The sequence below is a fragment of the Mesorhizobium sp. RCAM 06353 genome, from assembly GCF_059683585.1.
This window is the reverse complement of the sequence record NZ_CM185031.1, coordinates 167,992-193,720: the sequence shown is the minus strand read 5'-3', so window position 1 is coordinate 193,720 and position 25,729 is coordinate 167,992. Positions and strand designations below refer to the sequence as shown.

25 protein-coding genes and 1 tRNA gene are annotated in these 25,729 nt (G+C 63.2%); 11 read left to right on the top strand and 15 right to left on the bottom strand.

The window, feature by feature from the left end; genetic code table 11:
* The first annotated feature begins 46 nt into the window (after nucleotides 1-46).
* From AC56QX_RS00810 to AC56QX_RS00795, 4 genes are read left to right on the top strand one after another with little or no spacing between them, the layout of a single operon-like run.
* Complete coding sequence (locus AC56QX_RS00810; protein ID WP_497113280.1) at nucleotides 47-907, top strand: carbohydrate ABC transporter permease; 861 nt, start codon at nucleotides 47-49, stop codon at nucleotides 905-907.
* Nucleotides 904-1,740 (top strand): carbohydrate ABC transporter permease, encoded by an 837-nt coding sequence (locus AC56QX_RS00805; protein ID WP_019860421.1) that lies wholly within the window; start codon nucleotides 904-906, stop codon nucleotides 1,738-1,740. The genes AC56QX_RS00810 and AC56QX_RS00805 overlap by 4 nt, the downstream gene beginning before the upstream one ends.
* A gap of 8 nt (nucleotides 1,741-1,748) precedes the next feature.
* Nucleotides 1,749-2,843 (top strand): ABC transporter ATP-binding protein, encoded by a 1,095-nt coding sequence (locus tag AC56QX_RS00800; protein WP_497113279.1) that lies wholly within the window; start codon nucleotides 1,749-1,751, stop codon nucleotides 2,841-2,843.
* Between the two features lie 36 nt (nucleotides 2,844-2,879).
* On the top strand, nucleotides 2,880-4,907 hold the full coding sequence (locus AC56QX_RS00795) for an aldo/keto reductase (protein ID WP_497113277.1): 2,028 nt from the start codon (nucleotides 2,880-2,882) through the stop codon (nucleotides 4,905-4,907).
* A 21-nt stretch (nucleotides 4,908-4,928) separates the two neighbouring features.
* On the opposite strand, the gene AC56QX_RS00790 is transcribed toward AC56QX_RS00795, so the two are convergent.
* Complete coding sequence (locus tag AC56QX_RS00790) at nucleotides 4,929-5,837, bottom strand: AraC family ligand binding domain-containing protein (protein WP_497113276.1); 909 nt, start codon at nucleotides 5,835-5,837, stop codon at nucleotides 4,929-4,931.
* A 213-nt stretch (nucleotides 5,838-6,050) separates the two neighbouring features.
* Here AC56QX_RS00790 and AC56QX_RS00785 point away from each other — a divergent pair, with 213 nt between their 5' ends.
* From AC56QX_RS00785 to AC56QX_RS00760, 6 genes are all read left to right on the top strand, one after another.
* Nucleotides 6,051-7,517, top strand: a complete 1,467-nt coding sequence (locus AC56QX_RS00785; RefSeq protein ID WP_497113275.1) for an alpha-glucosidase/alpha-galactosidase — start codon at nucleotides 6,051-6,053, stop codon at nucleotides 7,515-7,517.
* A 102-nt stretch (nucleotides 7,518-7,619) separates the two neighbouring features.
* Nucleotides 7,620-9,701 carry an ABC transporter substrate-binding protein gene (locus tag AC56QX_RS00780; protein ID WP_497113273.1) on the top strand — a complete coding sequence of 694 codons (2,082 nt, stop codon included), beginning with the start codon at nucleotides 7,620-7,622 and terminating at the stop codon, nucleotides 9,699-9,701.
* 114 nt (nucleotides 9,702-9,815) lie between these two features.
* Entirely contained in the window at nucleotides 9,816-10,823 is a 1,008-nt protein-coding gene (locus AC56QX_RS00775) for an ABC transporter permease (protein ID WP_497113272.1), read from the top strand.
* Complete coding sequence (locus tag AC56QX_RS00770; protein WP_497113270.1) at nucleotides 10,824-11,963, top strand: ABC transporter permease; 1,140 nt, start codon at nucleotides 10,824-10,826, stop codon at nucleotides 11,961-11,963.
* Between the two features lie 10 nt (nucleotides 11,964-11,973).
* Nucleotides 11,974-13,641 carry an ABC transporter ATP-binding protein gene (locus AC56QX_RS00765; protein WP_497113269.1) on the top strand — a complete coding sequence of 556 codons (1,668 nt, stop codon included), beginning with the start codon at nucleotides 11,974-11,976 and terminating at the stop codon, nucleotides 13,639-13,641.
* Between the two features lie 19 nt (nucleotides 13,642-13,660).
* Nucleotides 13,661-15,031, top strand: coding sequence for an alpha-glucosidase/alpha-galactosidase (locus tag AC56QX_RS00760; RefSeq protein WP_497113267.1), 1,371 nt, complete (start codon nucleotides 13,661-13,663; stop codon nucleotides 15,029-15,031).
* Nucleotides 15,032-15,046: 15 nt separating this feature from the next.
* On the opposite strand, the gene yacG is transcribed toward AC56QX_RS00760, so the two are convergent.
* The 9 genes from yacG to AC56QX_RS00715 form a co-directional block, all read right to left on the bottom strand.
* Nucleotides 15,047-15,244, bottom strand: a complete 198-nt coding sequence (gene yacG, locus AC56QX_RS00755; protein ID WP_497113265.1) for a DNA gyrase inhibitor YacG — start codon at nucleotides 15,242-15,244, stop codon at nucleotides 15,047-15,049.
* Nucleotides 15,241-15,867 carry a Maf-like protein gene (locus AC56QX_RS00750; protein ID WP_497113264.1) on the bottom strand — a complete coding sequence of 209 codons (627 nt, stop codon included), beginning with the start codon at nucleotides 15,865-15,867 and terminating at the stop codon, nucleotides 15,241-15,243. The genes yacG and AC56QX_RS00750 overlap by 4 nt, the downstream gene beginning before the upstream one ends.
* Before the next feature lie 23 nt (nucleotides 15,868-15,890).
* Nucleotides 15,891-16,109 (bottom strand): translation initiation factor IF-1, encoded by a 219-nt coding sequence (infA, locus tag AC56QX_RS00745; RefSeq protein WP_006200926.1) that lies wholly within the window; start codon nucleotides 16,107-16,109, stop codon nucleotides 15,891-15,893.
* Nucleotides 16,110-16,195: 86 nt separating this feature from the next.
* Entirely contained in the window at nucleotides 16,196-16,606 is a 411-nt protein-coding gene (locus AC56QX_RS00740; protein WP_497113262.1) for an arsenate-mycothiol transferase ArsC, read from the bottom strand.
* A 41-nt stretch (nucleotides 16,607-16,647) separates the two neighbouring features.
* Nucleotides 16,648-17,133 carry a UPF0262 family protein gene (locus AC56QX_RS00735; RefSeq protein ID WP_172233972.1) on the bottom strand — a complete coding sequence of 162 codons (486 nt, stop codon included), beginning with the start codon at nucleotides 17,131-17,133 and terminating at the stop codon, nucleotides 16,648-16,650.
* A 6-nt stretch (nucleotides 17,134-17,139) separates the two neighbouring features.
* The gene (hisD, locus tag AC56QX_RS00730) at nucleotides 17,140-18,432 is read right to left on the bottom strand and encodes a histidinol dehydrogenase (protein WP_497113261.1); all 1,293 of its coding nucleotides are present in this window, start codon (nucleotides 18,430-18,432) and stop codon (nucleotides 17,140-17,142) included.
* A 7-nt stretch (nucleotides 18,433-18,439) separates the two neighbouring features.
* A complete protein-coding gene (locus AC56QX_RS00725) occupies nucleotides 18,440-18,871 on the bottom strand; it encodes a DUF2948 family protein (RefSeq protein WP_497113259.1) in 432 nt (143 codons plus the stop codon).
* A gap of 275 nt (nucleotides 18,872-19,146) precedes the next feature.
* Nucleotides 19,147-20,439 carry a UDP-N-acetylglucosamine 1-carboxyvinyltransferase gene (murA, locus tag AC56QX_RS00720; protein ID WP_497113257.1) on the bottom strand — a complete coding sequence of 431 codons (1,293 nt, stop codon included), beginning with the start codon at nucleotides 20,437-20,439 and terminating at the stop codon, nucleotides 19,147-19,149.
* A gap of 128 nt (nucleotides 20,440-20,567) precedes the next feature.
* Nucleotides 20,568-20,744, bottom strand: coding sequence for a hypothetical protein (locus AC56QX_RS00715; RefSeq protein ID WP_497113256.1), 177 nt, complete (start codon nucleotides 20,742-20,744; stop codon nucleotides 20,568-20,570).
* A gap of 160 nt (nucleotides 20,745-20,904) precedes the next feature.
* On the opposite strand from AC56QX_RS00715, the gene AC56QX_RS00710 reads away from it, so the two are divergent.
* Nucleotides 20,905-20,979, top strand: a tRNA-Thr gene (locus tag AC56QX_RS00710).
* 90 nt (nucleotides 20,980-21,069) lie between these two features.
* Here the strand turns inward: AC56QX_RS00710 and AC56QX_RS00705 are convergent.
* The 5 genes from AC56QX_RS00705 to AC56QX_RS00685 all read right to left on the bottom strand — a co-directional run bounded on the left by AC56QX_RS00705 (nucleotide 21,070) and on the right by AC56QX_RS00685 (nucleotide 25,702).
* Nucleotides 21,070-22,515, bottom strand: coding sequence for an adenylate/guanylate cyclase domain-containing protein (locus tag AC56QX_RS00705; protein ID WP_497113255.1), 1,446 nt, complete (start codon nucleotides 22,513-22,515; stop codon nucleotides 21,070-21,072).
* A 113-nt stretch (nucleotides 22,516-22,628) separates the two neighbouring features.
* On the bottom strand, nucleotides 22,629-23,438 hold the full coding sequence (locus AC56QX_RS00700) for a DUF2182 domain-containing protein (RefSeq protein WP_497113254.1): 810 nt from the start codon (nucleotides 23,436-23,438) through the stop codon (nucleotides 22,629-22,631).
* Between the two features lie 60 nt (nucleotides 23,439-23,498).
* On the bottom strand, nucleotides 23,499-24,137 hold the full coding sequence (locus tag AC56QX_RS00695) for a DUF1326 domain-containing protein (RefSeq protein ID WP_497113253.1): 639 nt from the start codon (nucleotides 24,135-24,137) through the stop codon (nucleotides 23,499-23,501).
* A gap of 142 nt (nucleotides 24,138-24,279) precedes the next feature.
* Nucleotides 24,280-24,579: a putative quinol monooxygenase gene (locus AC56QX_RS00690; protein WP_497113252.1), complete on the bottom strand. Its 300-nt coding sequence runs from the start codon at nucleotides 24,577-24,579 to the stop codon at nucleotides 24,280-24,282.
* Between the two features lie 46 nt (nucleotides 24,580-24,625).
* Nucleotides 24,626-25,702, bottom strand: a complete 1,077-nt coding sequence (locus tag AC56QX_RS00685) for a class I SAM-dependent methyltransferase (protein ID WP_497113251.1) — start codon at nucleotides 25,700-25,702, stop codon at nucleotides 24,626-24,628.
* Between the last annotated feature and the right edge of the window lie 27 nt (nucleotides 25,703-25,729).

Sequence of the window (25,729 nt, the reverse complement as noted above, 5' to 3'; positions counted from 1 at the left end):
CCTGCGAGCTTGTCTGAAACACCTGATATGATGGAGGAGGAGGAAGATGCGCAACCGCAACGCCACGGCCTATCGTTTCCTCGCGCCATACCTCCTGATCTTCTCCGTCTTCTGGGTGTGGCCGATCATCTCCTCGTTCCTGATCTCCTTCCAGGCGACACGCACCGTGCCGTGGCGTTTCGCGCCCGGCTTCAACTGGGGCCGGCTGATCGGCGATCCGGCCTTCTTCAACGCGCTGAAGAACACGCTGCTCATCCTCGTCATCCAGGTGCCGGTGATGATCGCGCTGGCCATGGTGATGGCTGTGCTTTTGAACTCACCGCTCCTGAAGGCGAGGGGTCTCTACCGCTTCGCCTTCTTCGCTCCGGTGGTGGTCGGCGAGGTCGCCTATTCGGCGGTGTTCCGGCTGATGTTCAGCCTCGATTTCGGCATCGTCAACAAGCTCTTGAACAGCATCGGGCTGCCCAAGATCGACTGGTTCTCCAACGTCACGCCGGCCATGGCGCTGATCATGATCGCGGTCACCTGGCGCTGGGCCGGCTACAACGCCATCATCCTTCTGGCCGGCATGCAATCCATCCCCGAGGATGTCTACGAGGCGGCGACGCTCGACCGCGTCAGCAAGCTGAAGCAATTCTTCTACATAACCTTGCCGCTGTTGAAGCCGGTCATCGTGTTCTGCCTGGTGCTGTCGATCATCGGCACCATGCAGCTGTTCACCGAGCCCTTCCTGATCACCGAGCGCGGCGGACCGGGTGGTGGCACCGAGACGCTCGGCCTGCTGCTCTACCGCCAGGGTTTCCGGTCGCTCAATTTCGGCTACGCCTCGGCTGTCGCCTACACCATGGCGGGGTTGGCGATCGCGATCACGCTGGTGCAGCTGTGGCTGACGAGGGAAAAGCAATGAGCTCGCTCTCCTCCGCCCGCCTGAGGCGCAGCATCGCGCTGCATCTTTTCCTCACCCCGCTGGCGCTGATCTGGCTGTTCCCGCTGTGGATGATGGTGGTGTTCTCGACCATGCCCGACAACGGCATCTTCAGCCCCGGCATCGAGCTTTTGCCGCACGGCAATTTCGTTGACAATTTCAACAATCTGCAGCGCGACACCAACTTTGTCGGCGCCATCGGCATCTCCGTCTCGGTGGCGGTGACCTACACATTCCTGTCCGTGCTGTTGACCTCGATGGCCGGCTGGGCGCTGGCGCGCTACCAGTTCTTCGGCAAAGGCGTGGTCGTCGGCATCATCTTCGGTACCATCACGCTGCCCTATGCCGTGGTGCTGATCCCGCAATTCATCATGGTGGCGCGTGACTTCCAGCTCGCCAACACCTGGGTGGCGCTGATCGTGCCGCCGCTGTTCAATTCGCTCGGCGTGCTGTTCATGCGCCAGAGTTTCTCGATGATGCCCGACGATCTGTTCGATGCCGCCCGCGTCGAAGGCGTGAAGGAGTGGCGCATTTTCCTCTTCGTCGCGCTGCCGCTGGCGCGGCCGATGCTGGCGGCACTTGCCATCATCCTGTTCCTCGCCTCGTGGAATAATTATCTCTGGCCGCTTTTGATCAACAGCCAGCCGGGTTCGATGACAGCGCCGGTGGCGCTCGGCACGCTGATCGGCCTCACCAAAGTGTCGTGGGGCGGCATCATGGCGGGTGCCGTGATGCTGACCGTGCCGATGCTCATCGTCTTCGTGCTCCTGCAGCGCCATTTCATCGCCGGCATCGCCGCTGGCGCAGTCAAGTAAGAGGCAGCATGGCAACCGTTACGCTGAGCAATGTGGTCAAGCGCTTCGGCGCCTTCGAAGTCGTCCATGGCGCCAACATCGACATCAAGGACGGCGAGTTCGTCGTCTTCGTCGGCCCCTCCGGCTGCGGCAAGTCCACCTTGCTCAGGATGATCGCCGGGCTCGAGGACATCAGCGGCGGCGAGATCGCCATCGGCGGCAAGCTGGTCAACGATGTCGAGCCGGCCGACCGTGGCATCGCCATGGTCTTCCAGTCCTACGCGCTCTATCCGCATATGAGCGTCGAGCAGAACCTCTCCTTCGGCCTGCGCATGACCGGCAATCCGAAGGCCGACACCGACCGGCGGGTCAAGCGCGCGGCCGAGATCCTGCGCATCAGCGAATTGATGGACCGGCGCCCGAAAAAGCTCTCCGGCGGCCAGCGCCAGCGCGTCGCCATCGGCCGCGCCATCGTGCGCGAGCCGCAAGTGTTCCTGTTCGACGAGCCGCTCTCCAATCTCGACGCTGAACTGCGCGTCCAGATGCGGGTCGAGATATCGCGCCTGCACAAGGAACTCGGCGCCACCATGATCTACGTCACGCACGACCAGACCGAGGCGATGACGCTCGCCGACCGCATCGTCGTGCTGCGCGCCGGCCATATCGAGCAGATCGGCCGGCCGCTCGATCTCTACGACGATCCCGACAATCTGTTCGTTGCCGGTTTTGTCGGTTCGCCGAAGATGAATTTCATCAAGGCGCAAATCGTCGGGCACGATGCGCGTGGTGTCGTGGTCGAGCTGGCGGGCCAGGAGAAGACCCGCATCATCCAGCCGCTGACCGGCGCTCCGCCCGAAGCGGGCAGCCCAAAAATCGGAAGCAAGGTCATCGTCGGTGTGCGGCCCGAGCATTTCGGCGATGCCGGAGAAGGCGACACCGATCTTGTCGTCGGCATCGACGTGGTCGAGCACCTGGGCGGTACGAGCTTTCTCTACGCCCGAACGGCGCACGGCGAAGACGTGGTGATCCAGCGCGACGCGGCGAAGGTTCCGACCACCTCCGAGGTCACCGTTTCCATCCGCAAATCCTATCTGTTCGACGAAAACGGGCTGCGGCTGCGCTGACCGGGCCGTCCCCATCCAGACTTCAAGGAGATGACAATGACCGCAACCACGCCCATTCGCTGGGGCATTCTCGGCCCGGGCAGCATCGCGCAGGCCTTCGCCGGCGGCGTGGCCGCTTCGCGCACCGGAAAACTGGTCGCCATCGGCGCGCGCAACCCCGCCAAGCCGGGCCTCGCCGAGAAATTTCCCGGCGCCCGCATCGTTGACGGCTACGAAGCGCTGCTTGCCGATCCCGGCATAGATGCCGTCTATATCGCGATACCGCATCCCGGCCATGCGCAATGGGCGATCAGGGCGGCGGAAGCGGGCAAGCACGTACTGTGCGAAAAGCCGCTGGCGCTGACCGCCTTCGAGGCCGATGCCATGATGCATGCCGCGCGCAAGGCCGGCACTTTTCTCGGCGAAGCCTTCATGTACCGGCTGCACCCGCAGACGCTGAAGCTGGTGGAATTGATCAGGTCCGGCATCATTGGCGAGATCAGGATGATCAAGTCGAGCTTCGGCTTCGCCATGCCGGGCTTCATGCCGGAGCATCGGCTCTACGCCAACGATTCCGCCGGCGGCGGCATCCTCGACGTCGGTGGCTATACTGTCTCGATGGCGCGGCTGATTGCCGGTGCGGCGACAGGACTTCCCTTTGCCGAGCCGGACAAGGTGGTTGGTACCGCCCATCTTGGCCAGTCCGGCGTCGACGAGTGGGCCTCGGCACTGCTGCATTTTTCCGGCGGTATCGTCGCCGAGGTGTCCTGCAGCATCTCGCTCAACCAGGACAATGTGCTGCGCATCCTCGGCACCAAGGGCCGCATCGAAGTGCCGGACTTCTGGTTCGCCGGGGGAAATCGCGATGTCGGCCTCGGCCGCATCGACGTGATCGGCGCGGATGGTTCGCGCGAGACGATCAGCGTCGACGAGAAGCGCCATGTCTATTCCTTCGAGGTCGACGGCGCCGGCGAGGCGATCCTTGCCGGGCGGCAGGAGTTCGCCTGGCCGGGCATGGATTGGGCCGACAGTCTCGGCACTTTGCGCGTGCTCGACCGATGGCGCGCTGCCGTCGGGCTGGAATACGAGATCGAAAAGGCCCCGCTGCGCACCAACACCATCTCCGGCCGGCCTCTGCGGTCCGGCGGCACCGCGATCGGCAAGCGGGCCATTCCGGGCCTGGCGAAACCGGCATCGGTGGTGGCGCTCGGCTTCGAGGATTTCCGTACCTTCTCCTCGGGTTCGATCCTGCTCGATGCCTTTTTCGAGGCCGGCGGCAATCTCTTCGACACCGGTTTTGTCTATGGCGCCGGCTACACCGAAAAGCTGCTTGGCGAATGGCTGAAGAACCGTGGCGTGCGCGAGCAGTCGGTGATCATCGCCAAGGGCGCGCATTCGCCGCTCTGCTATCCCGACGTGATCGGCAAGCAGCTTGCCCAGTCGCTCGACCGCCTGCAGACCGACCATGTCGATATCTATTTCATGCATCGTGACAATCCCGACGTGCCGGTCGGTGAATTCGTCGATGCCATGGACCGTGAGGTCAAGGCCGGTCGCATCCGTGGCCCGTTCGGTGGCTCGAACTGGACGATGCAGCGCATGGATGAGGCGATTGCCTATGCCGAGCGCACCGGCAAGCAGAAGCCCGGCGCGCTCTCCAACAATTTTTCGCTGGCCGAAATGCTGGAGCCGATCTGGGCCGGCTGCGTCACCTCGTCCACCGATGACTGGAAGGCCTGGCTGACATCCAGGCAGATGCCGAATTTCGCCTGGTCGAGCCAGGGTCGCGGCTTCTTCACCGAGCGCGCCGGGCGCGACCGGCGCGACAGCGAGGAACTGGTGCGGGTCTGGTATTCGGAGCGCAATTTCGGCCGCCGCGACCGTGCCATCGAGCTTGCTGCCAGGCTGCGCAAGAGCCCGATCCACATTGCGCTGGCCTATGTGCTCAACCAGCCCTTCCCGTCGGTTCCGCTGATCGGGCCGCGCACGCTGGGTGAGCTGGACGACAGCCTGCGGGCGCTGGATATCGCGCTTTCGCCGGCCGATCTCGAGTGGCTGGACGGCGGCAGCCTGCACGCGGCCTGACAGAACAGACCGCAAGCGGCGTCAGCTCTCGCCGTCAAATACTTTGGCGCCGCCTCTGGCCGGGGTCCGCAGACTGGCATACATGCCGGTGGTGCGGAACTGGCTTGGTGTGGTGCCGTAGAGGCGGCGGAAGACCTTCGAGAAATAGTTCGCGTCCTCGAAACCGCACAGGATGGCGACTTCCTTCACCGGCAGGAAGTCCGCTTTGGTCAGCAGCTTCGCTGCCCGTTGCAGCCGTTGCTGCAGCACGAATTCGGCCGGCGGCAGGCCTTCGCTCTCGGCGAAGCAGCGCGAGAAATGGGCGCGGCTGAGGCCGCTGATCTGGACGAGCTCCGCCACCGGCAGCGGCTTGTCGAGATTGGCACTGATATGGTCGACGACCGGCTGCATGGCGCTCTGTTTTTCGGCAAAGGCATGCGAGCCGAAGACATCGTCATAGAGCGCCATCGCCGCCTCGTAGGCGATGGCTGAAGCGGCACCGGGCGAGGCCGCCCCCTTGACCAGACGCAGGCTGCAATCGGCGAGGTGATCGATCGTTGTCGGCTTCAGCCGGAACACCGGACCGGAGACGCTGAGGATCGATTTGTGGATGCGCAACGCCTCCTCACCATTCATCGAAATCCAGAAATATTCCCAGCGCTCGTCCCTGGCCAGCCAATAGCGGTGGTTGTGCGGCACCAGCACCAGCAGCGTATCGTTCGCTTGCAGGCGGTAGTTGCGGTTCTCGTAGCGTAGCTGGCCGGTCCCGCTGATCGTGTGCTGGAGCACGGTGAACGGGGTCTGGCCGCGTTTGCGCCCGTCCCAGTCATAGGTCTCGTCCTCGCGCACCTCGTAGCCGGTGCTGGTCGGCATGGCATGCAGGCGCTGGCGGCCGCGCGGCAGCGAGATCGTCCGCATCGACTGTCCGTTGGCGATCAAATCTTGCAGCACAAAATTACCCTTGAAAGCATAATCCTTCTCTGGTCGCGCTCGTGAATAAGGGCATAATCGCCCCGGAAAAGCGAGAGAGATCCGCAGGCGAGGAGCGGACGGGGAGGTTGGCAGGCCGGAATCCGGCTTGTCGTGCACACTTGTCACGGCATGTGGCTGCAACCCACCCCTGTCATTCCCGGCCTGTCATTCGATTAAGATAAGGTGCGGCTGATGAGTTTCAAAATCGCTATCATCGGTGCGGGCAGCGTCGGATTCACCAAGAAACTGTTCACCGACATACTGTGCGTGCCCGAATTTAGGGATGTCGAATTCGCGCTGACCGATCTCAGCGAGCACAATCTCGGGATGATCAAGGCGATCCTCGACAGGATCGTCGAGGCGAACGGATTGCCGACAAAAGTGACGGCGACGACCGATCGCCGCAAGGCGCTGGAAGGCGCGCGTTACGTCATCAGCTGCGTGCGGGTCGGCGGCCTTGAGGCCTATGCCGACGACATCCGTATTCCGCTGAAATATGGCATCGACCAGTGCGTCGGCGACACGATCTGCGCCGGCGGCATTCTCTATGGCCAACGCAACATCCCGGTCATCCTCGACTTCTGCAAGGATATCCGCGAGGTCGCCGCGACGGGCGCCAAATTCCTCAACTATGCCAATCCGATGGCGATGAACACCTGGGCGGCGATCGAGTATGGCAAGGTCGATACGGTCGGGCTCTGCCACGGTGTCCAGCACGGCGCCGAGCAGATCGCCGAGGTGCTGGGCACGAAGTCCCGGCACGAGCTCGACTATGTCTGTTCCGGCATCAATCACCAGACCTGGTTCATCGATTTGCGGCTGAACGGCCGCAAGATCGGCAAGGACGAGCTGATTGCCGCCTTCGAGGCGCATCCGGTCTATTCGCAGCAGGAGAAGCTGCGCATCGATGTCTTGAAGCGCTTCGGTGTCTATTCGACCGAAAGCAATGGCCATCTGTCGGAATATCTGCCCTGGTACCGCAAGCGGCCCGACGAGATCACGCGCTGGATCGACATGTCGGACTGGATCCATGGTGAGACTGGCGGCTATCTCCGCTACTCCACCGAAACCCGCAACTGGTTCGAGACCGAGTATCCGCAATTCCTCGAAGCGGCGTCGAAGCCGATCGATCCGGCAAAGCGCTCCAACGAGCATGCCAGCCATATATTGGAGGCGCTGGAGACCAATCGCGTCTATCGCGGCCACTTCAACGTCAAGAACGATGGCGTGATCACCAATTTGCCGCAGGACGCCATCGTCGAATCGCCCGGCTTCGTCGACCGCTTCGGCATCAACATGGCAGCCGGCATCACGCTGCCGGAAGCCTGTGCGGCCACCTGCATCGCCTCGATCAATGTGCAGCGCATGTCGGTCCATGCCGCGATATCAGGCGACATCGATCTCTTGAAGCTCGCCGTTCTGCATGACCCGCTGGTCGGCGCGGTGTCGACGCCGGAGGAAGTCTGGCAGATGGTCGACGAAATGGTCGTCGCCCAGGCCGCCTGGCTGCCGCAATACGCGCATGCGGTTCCGGCAGCCAAAGAGCGGCTGTCGAAATCCGTGGTCAAGACCCGCGAATGGGCCGGTGCCGCGCGGCGAAACGTCCGCTCGATCGATGAATTGCGCGCCGAAAAGGCCGCGTTGAAACAGGCCGGCTAAACCTCGGGCGCAGCGACGGACCTTGGGAGGCAGGTCCGCTGCAATCAGCCGTCCGGGCGGAAGAAGAGCAGCAACAAATATCTGAACACGAGGGAGGAGTTAATGAGGAACCTACGCAGCATTGGCATTGCCGCCGGTCTGGCGCTGAGCGTCTCAGTTCCGGCACTCAACGCTTTCGCTTCCGAACCGACGGTCCCGCCGACGCCGGCGACATTTCCGGCCGAGGGTAAGATCAAGTACGTGGCGCGCGACTCCATCCTGGAGTTCAAGGCGCTGCCGGAATATCACGAGCCAGACTGGGTGACCGAGAAATACGTCAAGACCGGCAAGCTGCCGCCGCTGAAGGATAGGCTGCCGAAGGAGCCGCTGGTCTTCAAGACGGCCAACATGCCTGATGGCACCGGCGTCTATGGCGATACGATGCGCCATGTCATAGGCGGGCGGCCGGAAGGCTGGAACTATGGCGCCGGCCAGACGCAAGGCTGGGGCGGTATCGATATCGGGCTCTCCGAGTGCCTGACGCGCACCGCGCCGCTGTTCCAGGTCGAAGCCAAGGACACCGAGCCGCTGCCGAACCTGGCCAAAAGCTGGGACTGGTCGAAGGACGGGCACAAGCTGACCATGCATCTGGTCGAGGGCTCCAAATGGTCCGATGGCGTGGCCTTCAACGCCGACGATGTCATGTTCTACTGGGATGACGAGGTCGTCGATCCGAACGTCTCGCCGCTCAACGGCGCAACACAGGAAACCTTCGGCGTCGGCACGACGCTGAAGAAGATCGACGACTACACCGTCGAATGGACCTTCAAGGACGCCTTCCCGAAACAATATCTCTACGCCATGGCCTACGGCACCTTCTGCCCCGGCCCCGCGCACATATTGAAGCCGCAGCATCCGAAATATTCGAAGAACACCTACGACCAGTTCAAGAACGCCTTCCCGCCGGAATATATGAACATGCCGGTGATGGGCGCCTGGGTGCCGGTCGAGTATCGCGCGGACGACATCATCGTCATGCGCCGCAACCCCTACTACTGGAAGGTCGACGAGAAGGGCAACCAGCTGCCCTACCTCAACGAGCTGCAGTACAAGCTGTCGACCTGGGCCGACCGCGACGTCCAGGCGGTCGCCGGCTCGGCCGACTTCTCCAATTTGGAGCAACCGGAAAACTTCGTCGCCTCGCTGAAGCGCGCGGCGGAGGCGAATGCGCCGGCACGGCTCGCCTTCGGCCCGCGCCTCATCGGCTACAATCTGCGCCTGAACTATTCCGCCAATGGCTGGGGCAATCCGGACGAGCGCAGCCAGGCGGTCCGCGAGCTGAACCGCAATGAGGATTTCCGCAAGGCTGTCACCATGGCGCTCGACCGCAAGGCGCTGGGCGACTCTCTGGTCAAGGGGCCGTTCACCGCCATCTACCCCGGCGGCTTCTCCTCGGGCACCAGCTTCTATGACCGCAAGTCGACCGTCTACTATCCCTTCGATCTCGCGGGCGCCAAGGCCGAACTCGCCAAGGCCGGCCTCAAGGACACGGACAGCGACGGTTTCGTGAACTTCCCGGCAGGCACCGCCGGCGGCAAGAACGTCGAGATCGTCATGCTGGTCAACAACGACTACGGCACGGACAAGAGCCTCGCCGAAGGCGTCGTCGCCCAGATGGAAAAGCTTGGTCTGCGGGTCGTGCTCAACGGCCTGAACGGCACCCAGCGCGATGCCTCGCAATATTCCGGTCGATTTGACTGGCTGATCAGGCGCAACGACCAGGAACTGACCTCGGTCGTGCAGAACACCGAACAGCTCGCGCCGGTCGGCCCGAAGACCAGCTGGAACCACCGCGCGCCGGAAAGCGGCGAGGTCGACCTGATGCCTTTCGAAAAAGATCTCGTCGACATCGTCAACAAGTTCGTCGCGTCGGAGGACAACGACAAGCGCGCCAGCCTGATGAAAGAGTTCCAGAAGATCTCGACGGAACATGTCTACAATGTCGGCTTGACCGAATATCCCGGTGCGCTGATCGTCAACAAGCGCTTCTCCAACATTCCGCAGGGCACGCCAATCTTCATGTTCAACTGGGCCGAGGATTCGATCATCCGCGAACGCGTCTTCGTCAAGGCCGACAAGCAGGCGAAATACGAATTGTTCCCGCAGGAGCTTCCAGGCAAGCCTGGAGACAAGGGTCCGATGTAAGTTTACCTCCCCTGACTAGGAGACCCGGCCGCGCTGCTGGCGCGGCCGGGACAGACCAACCCTCCGAACGTCCCTCAACGGGAGCGTCCGGCGAGATGAGGAAGCGGACCGTCCATGCTGCGATTCCTGGCTATGCGCATAGCGTCGGCAATACCGGTCCTCGCCATCCTGAGCCTCGTCACCTTTGCCATCATCCAGGCACCACCCGGCGACTATGCCGACTACATCCGCTCGCAGCTGATCAACCAGGGCGGCGCGTCCTTCGCCGAGGCCGATGCGCAGGCGCAGGCCTACCGTGTCGAACGCGGCCTCGATAAGCCGCTGCCCGTCCAGTATCTCAACTGGATCGGCGGCATCGTCACCCGCGGCGATTTCGGCTACAGCCTCTACTACAACAAGCCGGTGGCCGATGTCGTCGGCGAGCGCCTGCCGCGCACGCTGCTCCTGGCGCTGGTTTGCCATATCCTCGCCTCGGTGCTGGGCATCACCTTCGGCATATGGGCGGCGACAAGGCAATACACCTGGATCGACACGACGCTGTCGGCCATCTCCTTCCTCGGCATGACGGTGCCGCGCTTCCTGATGGCGCTGATCATCGTCTATCTGCTGGTCTTCCAGTTCAACGTGTCGGAGATCGGGTCGTTCTTCTCGCCGCAATATGGCGGCGCGCCATGGTCGTGGGCGAAGTTCGTCGACCTGGTCAAGCATGTCTGGCCGGTGGTGGCGATCGCCACCTTCGGCGGCCTCGCCTACAATATGCGCGTCATGCGCGGCAATTTGCTCGATACGCTCAACGCCCAATATGTCGAGACGGCGAGAGCCAAGGGCCTGACCGGCAGCGCCGTCGTCATGCGCCACGCCGTGCCCAATGCGCTGCATCCGCTCGTCATGTATCAGGGCGTGGTGCTGCCCTACATGCTCACCGGCGAGATCGAGACGGCGATCATCTTCGCGCTGCCGACCGTCGGCCCGGCGGTTGTCGGCTCGATGGCGGTCGGCGATGTCTATGTCACTGCCACCTTCATGATGGTGCTGGCGGCGACGCTGATCGTCGGCAACATCATCGCCGACATGCTGCTCGTCCTGCTCGACCCGCGCATCCGCCAGTACGGGGAGAGCTAGATGCTGGCGCGCGATCCATCACCGCCACCCTTGCCGGCAGAAGGCCCCATCGTCGTCAAACCGGCGCGCGGCAATGAGAGCTACATGGCGCTGGTCTGGCGCCGGCTGAAGCGCTCCTGGACCGGCATGGCCGGGCTCTGGCTGGTCGTGCTGCTGCTGGTGATGGCCGTGTTCGCCGAGTTCCTGGCACCGATGGACCCGAAGGCGACCGATGTCGGCTTCGCGCCGCCGCAATTGCCGTCCTTCCACGACAAGGACGGCAATTTCGTCGCGCGGCCGCGAGTCTATGCGCTGGCCGATTCGGCCGACCTCGATCCGGTCACCTTCCAGCCCGTCGTCGGCCCCGACTACGACCATCCGAGGCTGCTCGGCTTCTTTGTCGAGGGCGCGCCCTACAAGCTCTTCGGGCTGATCCCGGCGGACCGGCATTTCTTCGCCTCGACGGATGGCCAGCCAGTGCATTTCCTCGGCACCGACAAGTTCGGCCGCGATGTGCTGTCGCGCGCCATTCACGGTTCGCGCGTCTCGCTGATGATCGCGCTGACGGTGGTCTTCATCATCACCGTCATCGGCACCACGGTCGGCATGGTCTCTGGCTATTTCGGCGGCAGGTTCGACATCTGGATGCAGCGCTTCGTCGAGTTGGTGCTCGCCTTCCCGCAACTGCCGCTCTATCTGGCGCTGACGACGCTGATCCCGGTCACCGCGCCGACCAATGTCTTCCTCGCCTTCGTCATCATCGTCATGTCGGCGCTGGGCTGGGCGCAGATGTCGCGCGAGGTGCGCGGCAAGACGCTGGCGCTGGCGCGCATCGAATATGTGCGCGCCGCCATGGCGGTCGGCGCCACGGACCGGCGCATCATCCTGCAGCACATCTTACCCAACGTGATGAGCCACGTGATCGTCGCGGTCACCTTGGCGATCCCAACCGTGGTGCTGCTCGAATGCTTCCTCGGGTTCCTCGGCTTCGCGGTCAAGCCGCCGCTGATCTCCTGGGGCCTGATGCTGCAGGACACCGCAACCTACTCCGTCATCGGCACCTATCCCTGGATCCTGTCGCCGGTCAGTTTCGTGCTCGCCACCGTTTTTGCCTTCAACGCGCTGGGCGACGGCCTGCGCGATGCCGTCGATCCGTATTGAGGTGGCTCGGATGACCGTCGTACTCGCCGAGTCCTTCGCACCCACCGTTCGTCATGACCATGACGGGCGCCAGGACCAGCCCATCATCGATGCCCGCAACATCGAGGTCGCCTTCAAGGTCGAACACGGCGTCGTCGAAGCGGTCAAGGACATCTCGTTCCAGCTTTATCGCGGTGAGACGATCGCCATCGTCGGCGAGTCCGGCTCCGGCAAGTCGGTGACTGCGCGCGCCGTCATGGGGCTACTGTCCAGGCGGGCCACCATGTCGCCGAGATCGAGCATCTGTTATGACGGCCAGAACATCCTGAAATTCCCCGAGAGCGAGCGGCGCAAGCTGCGCGGCAACCGTATCTCGATGATCTTCCAGGAGCCGATGAGTTCGCTCAACCCGATCTATACGGTCGGCAGTCAGATCGTCGAGGCGATCAGGGTGCACCGCAAGGTGAGCCGCAAGGCGGCCTGGGCGCGGGCGCTCGAGCTGCTGCGGCACGTGCAGATCCCCGAGCCTGAGGCGCGGCTCAAGCAATACCCGCACCAGCTCTCGGGCGGTCAGCGCCAGCGCGTGATGATCGCCATGGCGCTGGCCAACAATCCCGACGTCTTGATCGCCGACGAGCCGACCACCGCGCTCGACGTCACCGTCCAGGCGCAGATCCTCAACCTGATCCGCAACCTGCAGAAAGAGTTGCGGATGGCGGTGATCCTGATCACCCACGACCTCAACGTGGTGCGCAAATTCTCCGACTACGTCTATGTCATGCAGCATGGCGCGATGTGCGAGCACAACGTCACCGAGAGGCTGTTCGCCGATCCGCAGCATCCTTACACGCAGCGGCTGCTCGCCTCCGAGCCGCGCGGCCGGCCGCAACCGCTGCCGGAGGGGAGCGGCACCATTCTCGAGGCGAATGGCGTGCGCGTCTGCTTCATGCTGCGCCATGGCAGCTTCCTGAAGCCGGACTGGCGCGAACTGGTCGCCGTCGACGATCTCGGCCTCAAACTTTGCCGCCACGAGACGCTGGGGCTGGTCGGCGAATCCGGCTCCGGCAAGACCACCTTCGGCCAGGCGCTGCTGAGATTGACCGACGCCAAGCGCGGCGAGATCCGTTTCGACGGCAAGCCGATCCACGGCCTGTCACGCAACGATATGCGGCCGTTTCGCTCGCGCATGCAGATCGTCTTCCAGGACCCGTTCTCATCGCTCAACCCGCGCATGACGATCGGCCAGATCATCGAGGAAGGGCTGATCGTCAACAGCATCGGCGCGACGCGGGCAGAGCGGGTCGATCGGGTGCGCGAGGCGCTGGTCAGCGCCGGCATGCCTGGCGACATCCTTTCGCGGTTTCCGCACGAATTCTCCGGTGGCCAGCGCCAGCGCGTCGCCATTGCCCGCGCCATCGCGCTCGAACCCGAATTCATCCTGCTCGACGAGCCGACATCGGCGCTCGACCTGTCTGTTCAGGCGCAGATCATCGACCTCTTACGCAAGCTGCAGGACGAGCGCGGTCTGAGCTACCTCTTCATCTCGCACGACCTCAAGGTGGTGCGCGCGCTGTGCCACCGCGTCATCGTCATGCAGCACGGCAAGATCGTCGAGCAGGGACCCGTCGACGAGGTCCTCACCAATCCCAAGACCGCCTACACCGAACGGCTCGTCCGAGCCGCTTTCGACGTGGCCTGAACATATGCCGGAGACCAGCATGACAAGACATCCCAGGATCACTTTTATCGGCGCCGGCTCGACCGTGTTCATGAAGAACATTGTCGGCGACGTGCTGCAACGGCCAGCACTTTCTGGCGCGACGATCGCGCTGATGGACATCAATCCGCAGCGCCTCGAAGAAAGCGCCATCGTCGTCAACAAGCTGATCGCGACGCTCGGCGTCAAGGCAAGGGCTGAGACCTATTCCGACCAGCGCAAGGCGCTCGCCGGGGCGGATTTCGTCGTCGTTGCCTTCCAGATCGGCGGCTACGAGCCCTGCACCGTCACCGATTTCGAAGTGCCGAAGAAATACGGCCTGCGCCAGACCATCGCCGACACGCTCGGCGTCGGCGGCATCATGCGCGGCTTGAGAACCGTGCCGCATCTGTGGAAGATTTGCGAGGACATGCTCGCCGTCTGCCCCGAGGCGATCATGCTGCAATACGTCAACCCGATGGCGATCAACACCTGGGCGATATCGGAGAAATATCCCGACATCAGGCAGGTTGGTCTCTGCCATTCGGTGCAGGGCACGGCGATGGAACTGGCGCACGATCTCGACCTTCCTTACGACGAGATCCGCTATCGCTCGGCCGGCATCAACCACATGGCCTTTTATTTGAAATTCGAGCATCGCCAGCCCGACGGTTCCTACCGCGATCTCTATCCCGACCTCGTGCGCGCCTATCGCGAAGGCCGCGCGCCCAAGCCGGGCTGGAATCCGCGCTGCCCCAACAAGGTGCGCTACGAGATGCTGACAAGGCTCGGCTATTTCGTCACCGAAAGCTCGGAGCATTTCGCCGAATACACGCCCTATTTCATCAAGGAAGGCCGCTCCGATCTGATCGAGAAATACGGCATTCCGCTCGACGAATATCCCAAACGCTGCATCGAGCAGATCGAGCGTTGGAAAGACCAGGCACAGGCCTATCGTTCGGCCCAGCGCATCGAGGTCGAGGAGTCCAGGGAATATGCCTCCTCGATCATGAATTCGGTCTGGACGGGCGAACCCTCGGTGATCTACGGCAATGTTCGCAACAATGGCTGCATCACCTCGCTGCCCCGCGATTGCGCCGCCGAAGTACCGTGCCTTATCGATGCCTCCGGCATCCAGCCGACCTATATAGGCGACCTGCCGCCGCAACTGACGGCGCTGATCCGCACCAACATCAACGTGCAGGAGCTGACGGTGCGGGCGCTGATGAGCGAGAACCGCGAGCACATCTACCACGCGGCGATGATGGATCCGCACACGGCGGCAGAGCTCGATCTCGACCAGATCTGGTCACTGGTCGACGAACTTCTCGCCGCCCATGGCGACTGGCTGCCGGCCTGGGCGCGGACAAGCCGCAAGACCCACGCGGCCTGATCGGCGGCGCTCGCCTTATTTCGGCTCGTCGGTGTCGGGTTCTTCCTCGTCGTCGCGGGCCTTGATGACATAGGCGCCCTTCAGCCAGCGGTTGAGGTCGATGTCCTTGCAGCGCGTCGAGCAGAACGGAAAGGTCTCGCGCGCCGAGGCCTTGCCGCATTCGGGGCAGGGGCGCTTTGGGCGCAGCGGCGTGACTTTGGAGTCGGAATTCATGGCCGCGCGGACAGCCAGCTTTGATGGGTCTTGAAACCTTCGCCGGAAAGCAGTGCCACCGTCTCATAGAGCGGCAGGCCGACGATGTTGGTGTAGGAGCCGACCAGCTTGACGACGAATGAGCCGGCGAGACCCTGGACGGCATAGCCGCCGGCCTTGCCGCGCCATTCGCCCGAGGCGACATAGGCGTCGATTTCCTCGCGCGGCAGCCGCTTGAAACGCACCCGCGTCTCGACCAGCCGCTGGCGCAATTTGCCGCCAGGCGTGATCAGGCAGATGCCGGAATAGACCCGGTGCGAACGGCCGGACAGCAGCCCGAGGCAGTTGGCGGCGTCGTCGAGCGTCTCGGCCTTGGGCAGGATGCGTCGCCCGACCGCGACCACCGTGTCGGCGGCCAGCACGAAGCTAGGTGCATAATCCGTCTCGCTCTTCAGCGACGCGAACGCCCTCTCGGCCTTTTCCTTCGACAGCCGCTTGGCCAGCGAGCGCGGATGCTCGGCACGCAGCGGCGTTTCGTCGATATCGGCCGGCAGGATACGGTCCGGCTCGATGCCGGCCTGCTGCAAGAGTTCGATGCGGCGCGGCGAACCCGAGGCAAGCACCAGCTTCTGCAAAATGCTCATCGCGGACCAGTCGAGCCTTGATCTTACTTGAAGCGGTAGGTGATGCGGCCCTTGGTCAGGTCGTATGGCGTCATCTCGACCAGAACCTTGTCGCCGGTCAGCACGCGGATGCGGTTCTTGCGCATGCGGCCGGCCGTATGGGCGATGATCTCGTGTTCGTTTTCGAGCTTCACCCGGAACATCGCGTTCGGTAACAATTCCGTCACGACACCCGGAAACTCGAGGACTTCTTCCTTCGGCATTCGATACCTTTGCTTGGATTGCAGTTCCAGCGCCTGGCCGGAATTTCGGCGGAACCTATATGATAATCGTCCGCTTGTGAACACGCTTAATCCGTAGCGTTTTTTGCCTCTGGAAGCAGAAAACGTCGGCTTATGCGCAACTTCAGCCGTTCGCGCACGTCGCGGTAGCTGGCCATGATCTGCTCGCGAGTGCCGCTCGCACCGGTCGGGTCCTGTGTCGGCCAGTATTCGACCTCGACGGCGAGCGAGCGGGTGAGCTCCAGCGCGGCATGGTGCGCTTCAGGCGCCAGTGTGACGATCAGGTCGAAATAGTCGTCCTCGAGGTCGTCCAGCGTCCTCGGGTGACGCTCGCCCAGCGTGAGACCGTCTTCGGCCAGCACGGCATCGACGAACGGGTCTCGCTCGCCGGCGCGCACACCGGCCGAGGCGACGAAGATGGTGGCGGGCAGCATCCGGCGTGCCAACTGCTCCGCCATTGGCGAGCGCACGGCATTCATGCCGCACAGGAACAGGATCGAGCGGGGCAGGGGTGCCAGGACTAGCCTCGCCAGTGCAGCACGCAGACCAGCGTGAACAGCCGTCGCGCCGTGTCGAAGTCGATGTCGATCTTGCCGGAGAGCCGGTCCATCAACGTCTGCGACCCTTCATTGTGCAAACCGCGCCGGCCCATGTCGATCGCCTCGATATGGCTCGGCGTCGAGGAGCGGATCGCGTCGTAATAGCTTTCGCAGATCATGTAATAATCCTTGACGATGCGCCTGAGCGGCGTCAGCGACAGGATGTGGGTGACCACCGCAGTGCCGTCCTCGCGTGCGACGGCGAAGACCAGACGCTGCTCGGCCAGCGACAGTTTCAGCCGGTAGGGACCGGCGCCGCTGTCATTGACGGGCTGAAAACGGTTCTCCTCGATCAGGTCGAAGATTGCCACGGCCCGCTCATGCTCGACATCGGGCGTCGAACGGCCGATCGATTCATCGAGTTCGACATCGATCAGTTTTGCGCGGGTTTGATCGGAGCCCGTCATCTCAGCCTACATGTTCAGCCGGATAGTGACGGAGCGGCCATGCGCATCGAGCCCTTCCGCCTTGGCGAGCGCGATCGCCGCCGGCGCCAGCACGCGCAATTGCTCCGGCCCGAGTTTCAGGACCGAGGTGCGCTTGACGAAGTCGAGCACCGAAAGGCCCGACGAGAAGCGCGCCGAGCGTGCCGTCGGCAGCACGTGGTTGGAGCCGCCGACATAATCGCCGATAGCTTCCGGCGTGTGGCGGCCGAGAAAGACGGCGCCGGCATTGCGCATCCGCGACAGGAAGCCTTCGGCATCATCGATGGCCAGTTCGACATGTTCGGCGGCGATGCGGTCGACCAGCGGCAGCGAGGCATCGATGGTCGGGACCAGGATCACCGCGCCGAAATCACGCCAGCTCGCCGCGGCCGTCTCGCCGCGCGGCAGGCTCTGCAACTGGCGTTCGACCGCCTGTTCGACCGCTTTGCCGAAGGCCGGATCGTCGGTGATCAGGATCGACTGCGCCGACACGTCGTGTTCGGCCTGGGCGAGCAGGTCGGCGGCGATCCAGTCCGGATCGTTGTTGCCGTCGGCCACCACGAGCACTTCCGAGGGCCCGGCGATCATGTCGATGCCGACCGTGCCGAACACCTGCCGCTTGGCCGCCGCGACATAGGCATTGCCGGGGCCGACCACCTTGGCCACCGGCTTTATCGTTTCGGTGCCATAGGCAAGGGCAGCGATCGCCTGGGCGCCGCCGACGCGATAGATCTCGGAAACACCTGCAATATCAGCCGCCACCAGCACCAGCGGCGGTATGGCGCCGCCCGAGGCCGGCACGCAGATAGCGATGCGGTCGACGCCGGCGACCTTGGCCGGTATCGCATTCATCAGCACCGAGCTTGGATAGCTTGCGGTGCCGCCCGGCACGTAGAGCCCGACGGCCTCGATCGCCGTCCAGCGCCAGCCAAGCTCGACCCCGGCGGCATCGGTATAACGATTGTCCTTCGGCAGCTGCTGCTCATGATAGGCGCGGATGCGGTCGCGCGCGAACTCGAGCGCCTTGATTGTCTGTGCGTCGGCGCCGTCATAGGCGCGGGCGATTTCGTCCTTCGAGACCGCGATGCCGACGCTTTTGAGGTCGGCGCGGTCGAATCGGCTGGAATAGTCGATCAGCGCCGCATCGCCCTCGGCGCGCACGCGCGCGATGATCTGGCGCACGGCGGTGTCGACATCCTCGGACACTTCCCGCTTCGTCAACAGGAAGGCAGCGAAGCGCTGCTCGAAATCGGCGTCGGACTGGGCAAGCGTGATGGCCATGGGGCGCTCAAGCCTTGTGGACGGGACGCGACGTGGCTTCCCACGCGCCGCCGATGTCGGTAAGGCGGGCTTCGATGCATTCGACATCGAGCATGATGGTGCCGCCACCGGAAAAGATCAGCTCGACGATACCGGCAGGCTTGCTGATCTCGATGAAGCTGATCGCCAGCAGGGACAGCACCTCGGCCGGCTTGTTGCGGGCAATGCCGTTGGTCTTGGCGCCGAGCACCCGGTCGAAATGCAGCACGGCCTGCCGCCGCTCATTGTGCTGGCGGAACAGGCCCGACTTCGCCTCCCAGACGAAACGGTTCATGGTCAGCACGAAACGCTTGGCCGCAGGCAGGTATTCGAGATCACTGACTTTCAGGACAGCGTCCTGGACATGAGCCGAAACGATGCCCAGATCCTGGTCGTCGAGCGCGATAAGCTTGAGGGCCATGCGGAATTTGCACCTAAGGTTGGTTTCAGCCTTCTGTTAGAGCATGATCCCGAAAAGTGGAAACCGGTTTTCGGAAAAGATCATGCTCAAACAAAAAAACTAGAGCCTGTTTTGTCCCGATCTCATCGAGATAAAACAGGCTCTAGGCGGTCTTTCCGGCCGGTGCAACCGCGACACGACTTCCGCCCGAGGCAATTGCCTCGGGTTTGCGGTATTGGCAGCGTGATGAAGGCCGTACGGAGCAGTCTTCGTCTGAAGCTGCCGCCGTCCGGTCGTCAGGCTGAAATCCGCTCGATCACAGCGCCGCAGTTGGACAGCTTTTCTTCCAGCCGCTCGAAGCCGCGGTCGAGATGGTAGACGCGGTTGACCGTCGTCTCGCCTTCGGCGGCGAGGCCGGCGATGACCAACGAGACGGAAGCGCGAAGATCGGTGGCCATGACAGGCGCACCTTTCAGCTTCGCGACGCCGTCGACGATCGCCGTCTGGCCCGAAAGCGTGATGTGGGCGCCGAGCCGGGCGAGTTCCTGCACGTGCATGAAGCGGTTCTCGAAGATCGTCTCGGTGATGCGCGACTTGCCCTTGGCCATGGTCATCAGGCCCATGAACTGCGCCTGCAGATCGGTCGGGAAGGCCGGGAAGGGCGCGGTCGTCACGTCGACCGGCGAAATGCCGGCGCCGTTGCGCCTCACGCGAATGCCGGAATTGGTCTGCGTGATCTCCGCACCCGTCTGCGAAATGACGTCCAGCGCGGTCTGCAACAACTCGGGGCGTGCGCCTTCGAGCACAACGTCGCCGCCGGTCATGGCGACTGCCATGGCATAGGTGCCGGTCTCGATGCGGTCGGGGATGACGCGCACGCGCGCGCCCGACAGCGATTCGACGCCATCGATGGTGATGGTCGGCGTGCCGGCGCCGGAAATCTTGGCGCCCATGGCGTTGAGGCATTCGGCGAGGTTGACGATTTCGGGCTCGCAGGCGGCGTTTTCCAGCACCGTCTCACCCTTGGCCAGCGAAGCCGCCATCATCAGCACATGGGTGGCGCCGACCGACACTTTCGGGAACACAAAGCGGTTGCCGATGAGGCGGCCATTCTTGGTCTTGGCGATGACATAGCCGGTGTCGACGTCGAGATCGGCGCCGAGCGCCTGCAGGCCTTCGAGGAACAGGTCGACCGGGCGCGTGCCGATGGCGCAGCCGCCGGGCAGCGACACCTTGGCCTCGCCCATGCGGGCCAGCAGCGGCCCGATCACCCAGAATGACGCCCGCATCTTCGACACCAGCTCATAGGGCGCCGTTGTGTCGACGATGTTGCGGGCGGAGAAGTTGATGGTGCGCGAATAGCCCTCATTCTGCTTCTCGCGGCGGCCATTGACCGAATAGTCGACGCCGTGATTGCCGAGGATGCGGATCAGCTGCTCGACATCGGCCAGATGCGGCACGTTTTCCAGAGTCAGCGTGTCGTCGGTCAACAGCGAGGCGATCATCAAGGGCAAAGCGGCATTTTTCGCGCCCGAAATCGGAATGCTTCCGGAGAGCTTGTTGCCCCCGACAATTCTGATGCGATCCATTAGAGAATGTCCCTCTCGGCCAAAAAGGCCGGTTCAATCGTTTGAGTATCGGCCCGTCTAGACCATTGGCCGGCCTGGTTCAAGAAATAGGATTTCCCAGCATCCGGGCCAAGAGTGGCCGATTTGAGTTAATCTTTCTGCATTTCCTTGTCCGAACCGAGCCCATCCGGCCGCTGGTCGGCTTCACCTGTACGGCGCGAGCGCGACTGCGCCTTGCGTTTCTGCAGATTGGCGCGCAATTGCTCGGCGAGCCGGTTCTTGCGGTCCGTCCCGCCCTTTTTGGCTGGAATTGTCTTATCGCTCATCGTCCCGCCCCGGCTGCCTCTTAGCCGATACCCCATTCAGGGATAGCCAACATTGTGGCGCCGCCATGTCATTGAAAGCTATCCGGCAAAGGCTTTCACAGAAGCGTTGTTCTTGGCCTTGCGCTTGCCGGTTCGATATGGCAGAAGCCCGCCATCGGCGGCTGCGGTAGCTCAGTGGTAGAGCACTCCCTTGGTAAGGGAGAGGTCGAGAGTTCAATCCTCTCTCGCAGCACCAGCCTATCCCATCGAACTGCTCACGACCTTGACTGAGGCCCTAAGTTCCGGCTCCTGGGCGGTGCGAAATGGCGTTGGCACGCAATCGTGTCTATCCGCGCATGATGCGATAGACAGTTGCGTCACCCTGCACCCCCCGAAGAGGCGCGTCAAAAGCCACGACACGATGGCCGGCAAGCATTTCGCGAACCCCGGGCGCGGAATAGAGCGCCTCGGAAATGCAGATCTGTCCGGCTTCGGCCAAGGACTGCACCCGTGCAGCGACATTCACGGTCTGGCCGAAATAATCGAGGTTGTCGTTGAGTGTCACGGCGATCGACGGTCCACAGTGGGCCCCGATCTTGAGGATGATCCCCGGCCCGTCGTGGTCGCCATTAAAGCGATCGATTTCTTCAAAGACGTGGAGTGCGGCCGAAATCGCATCCGACGGCCGCGAGAATACAGCCATCACCGCATCCCCAATCGTCTTGACCACCGCTCCGGAATGTTGCTGAACCGCAGCGTTGACCAGAGCGAAATGCTCGCGGACCAAAGCATAGGCGTTGAGGTCACCTAAGCGCTCATACATGGCGGTCGAACCCTTGAGGTCCGTGAACAGGAAGGTGATCTGCCGGATGCCGAGCCCCTCCTTCTCGTCGACACGCTCGGACCGGAAGAGCTGGCGGAAGGTTTGCCGCGCAAGCAGCGCTCCACCGGAAACATAAGGGTCGAAATCGAGCGCCGGCTTGGTGGTCAGCGCGACAAGCTCGGGCGGCCAGTTGATGACAAGCAACGAACCTCGCACTGGCCCTCTATTCGCTACCTCGATGACAATCGGGCCAGGTGGCACAGTGGGCAACGCCGGCACGAAACGCTTGCCGTCATAATCGATCTTCAGAAGCGTCGGCTCCAACGCCGGATCGCCTGATATTGGCACAGCGAATGCGGCCTGGGTCTGCACGTTGACGCCAGAAAGGGCGCCCGGTCCCAGGTCGGCGCGGAGCACTGTGGTGGTGCCGGGCGGCAGAAACGTCATGCCCCGAACGAAGCCGCGCAGAACGTCAAGAAAGCGAACGTCTTGCCCCGGTAGCCGCCCATCATGTCCGAAGTGGAGCTTCCAGTGAAAATCCTCAACAGGGAGTGTCTCGGGATCGTGGTAAGGCAGGCGCCGTAATTTCGGCGATACCGAGAAGGTGACCTCGATGAAGTCGTCGAGGTCGGTCTCGCCCGATACGTCGCACAGGCCACAGACGTAGTGGGTCTTCAGCGTGCGCAGGGCGCCAAAACTATCGAGCACCATCCCGGACTGGGGACACAGCACATCCCAGCTCATGTCGAACAAGCCACAGCGGGCGGCATGAAGGAAGAGGTCGATTGCTTCAGGCTCGGCGATTGCGCGGTCGCGAGCAAAGCTCAGCGGATTAACGCGATAGAGTGAGTGGTCGTCAGCGCTCTTGATCAGCGTCTCGAATTTCGAGATGACGCGTGGGCTCCAGGCTCGCGCCTGCTCCACCTTGGTCATCTTGCTTTCGAGCAGACGATTGTCGACTACCGTCACGTCGGATCCTCAACCTTTCCTCGCGACAGCCTACTAAAAAACCAGCGCGATGCGAATGGATTGCCGTCGAAAGCATCTGCCGTCACAGCAGAGATGCTTATGCTCCTGCTCGTCTAGCCGCCCATCCAAGGCATATCGATCGCCCCCAGCGATACGATGATCCCGAGGGCCACTAAAGCAACGCCCAAACCACCTTCGAAGCGGCGGCCACGGGGCAGCAGCTTCTCGACGAAGACGAGCAGCGTCAAAAGCAGCATCCAAGCGACGCTCATGACGCCGGTCGCGACCAGCACGGCAAACAGCGCCCAGCAGCAGCCAAAGCAATAGAGACCGTGGCGCAGCCCCATCTTGAGCGCGCCAAGACGCCCGTCGCGCCAGTGCTGCGCAACGAAAGCGAGCGGCGAACGGCAATGGCTGAGGCAAATGTGCTTGAGGGTCGTGAATTGGTAGAGCCCGGCGACGCCAAGTGTGGCACCGAGTGCGAGCGGTGCCCATTTCAAACGCTGGGGCGGATCGAGGCTCGTTGCAACGTCGCTACCGAGCTGGACCAGGACATATACTACAAGGCCCGCCGCTGCCCAAACCAGCAGATAGCCCGCGACGAAGGTCCACGTCGGGATCGCCACATGTTGTTCGCGCCTAGCCTGCGCCGCCGCGAACATAAATATCATGGGCGCTGCAGCTGGCAGCATCATGGCCGCCATCATCACGGTCCACACAGCGAGAAAAGCGGCGGCGCCGGCAAATGACCAGTCGTCGGCGGCAATTCCGGCCATCGCCATGCCGGCCATGCCTTCCATACCCTCCATACCGCCGCGCACGGCAATGCCCATGGGCATACCCATGCTGAAGGTCTGGTAGAGGGTGAGTGCCCACGCCGCAGCTGTCAGTCCGGCGAGCGATGCGAGAAGGCCGAGTGGCATGCCACGCAAATTCCGGAGCCGCCACGTTTTCCTGGGGAACGCGTCAGGCATCGACACGCCCTAATTCGGGCCGGTCCAGTCGAACGGAATGTGCTTGCTCGAGCGGGCCGTTCCAGTCCAGTCGAGCCCGAAGCCTTTGGTGCTCACCTCGACAGAACGCCCCCAGGTGGCAACTTGGCCCGGGCCGACCTCCGAGCCCGGCGGGTTGATTGTCTGCACCCGCTTGCCGGGCGGTGTTGTAGGACCCGAAAGCGCTTCCGCGCGGCCGACGACAAGGCCAGGAATTTCGACCCGCCAGGTGGCGAGGTCGCCCGCCACCTCGAAAATGATTGGCACGAACTCCATGCCACGCATCTCGCCGACATTGGCGGCAAAGCCCGCCGGCCAGCCGCCGGCGTGGCCGCCGAAGATCGCCTGCAGGGCTTCGCGCTGCGACTCATTCGCCTTCTCGTCGAGATACATGCCCATCACGGCCTTTGCCTCGCCGGCCCATAGATTGCCTTCGAACTCGCCGAGCGCCACCAGCGTCAGGCCGTCGAGCTTCACCTCGCCATACTGGCCCTCGCGCACATGCCAGGCGAGCACGCCCTGGCAGTGATTGCCGGTCGGCCGCTGGGCGAACTCACAAGGGCAAGGGATGTCGCAGCTGCAGATGTCGAACCAGTCGCCTGCGAGCCGCCATTGAGGCACTGCATTCATGGCTCGTCCTCCCGAAATTGGGCCTAATTATACGTCGAAGACTGGTCGCGCTCCAGCAGTTCGTGCGTCGCCCGCCGACTTGATGGATTGGCCCCCACACTGATGCTCGATCGGTGCACACCAAGCCCGCAGCTGAGCCCCTTCAGGTCCTGATATCGGCGACGACCGTTCCGGAGACAGGATCGGTCACGCCGAGGTCGCCGCCGAGATCCTCCAGCATGTCTCGCATGGTGTCCAAAAGGCCGATCATCTGCGGCCGTGCCGCCGCGAGGCTGTCCATGTCGTTCCATTCACCGACGACGCAGAAGGTCCGGTCGCCGGTCTTGATCAGAGCGGCCTTTCGGAAGCCCGTGACGTCGAGGCTCGCTTTCTTGTGTGCATCGATGAATGCCTGTTCCTTGCCCGGCTTGGTGCGGAACCGAACGACGTTGTAAGCAGTCATGCCTTCCTCCAATGCGATTGCGAAGACTCTCTTTGCCTGGCCAGCCTTATGGGCGTGCCTCGAGAACCATGTTGAACGGGGTTTCGGTGGCGCGGCGGAACCGCTTGAACCCGCCACCCGACACGACCTTGCGCAGCCTCGCCTCGCCGGCCTGGGCGCCGAGGGCCAGCCCGACCTCCTGGGAGAGCGACGCAGGCGTGCAGATGAAGGTCGAGGCGGCGTAGTAGATGCGGCCAACCGGGTTGAGGTTGGCCGAGAGCTTGTCGTGGGCGAAGGGCTCGACAATCATCCAGGTGCCGTCCGCCTTGAGCGCGTTGTGCACGTGCCTGGCAGCACCCTCCGGATCGCCCATGTCGTGCAGGCAGTCGAAGAATGCGACGAGATCGTAGGTGCCTGGGAAATCCTTGGCCGCCGCAACCTCGAAGTTGGTGTTGCCGGCGACGCCGGCCTCCTTCGCGGCGGCGCGGGCGCGCTCGATCGACGGGGCGTGATAGTCGAAGCCGGTAAAGCGCGAGTTCGGGAAGGCCTTGGCCATCAGCACGGTAGAGGCGCCATGGCCGCAGCCGACATCGGCGACGTCTATGCCGCGCTCCAGCCTTTCGACGACACCATCAAGCGCCGGCAGCCAGGAGCCGATAAGATTGGCGTTGTAGCCTGGCCGGAAGAAGCGCTCGGTGCCACGAAACAGGCAGGCGCTGTGGTCGTGCCAGCCGAGGCCCTTGCCGGAGCGAAACGCCTGTCTGACCTTCTCCTCGTCGAGCCACAGCACCGAGACGACCTCGAAGGCGCCGGCCATGAAGGCGGGGCTGTCCTCGTTGACGAAGACCTGCTCCTGCTCGGGGCTGAGGTAGAAGCTGTCGCCCAACTCGTCATATTCGACATAGCCTGCCGCCGCCTGCGCGGAGAGCCATTCGCGGACCAGCCGCTCCTGCGTGTCGGTCCTTTTGGCGAGCTGTGCGGCGGTCATCTTGCCGCCCGCGCTCATTGCCGCGAAAAGGCCGAGCCTGTCTCCCAGCAGGACCGCCGCCCCGGTGGTGATGGCGCCGAGATCGCCGACCATCCTTCCTAGCAGGGCCTCCAGCTTTTCCTGGTCGGGCAGTTTTTCCTGATTGCGCTCTAGCATCGGCTTTCTCCTCCAGCTCGATCCCAA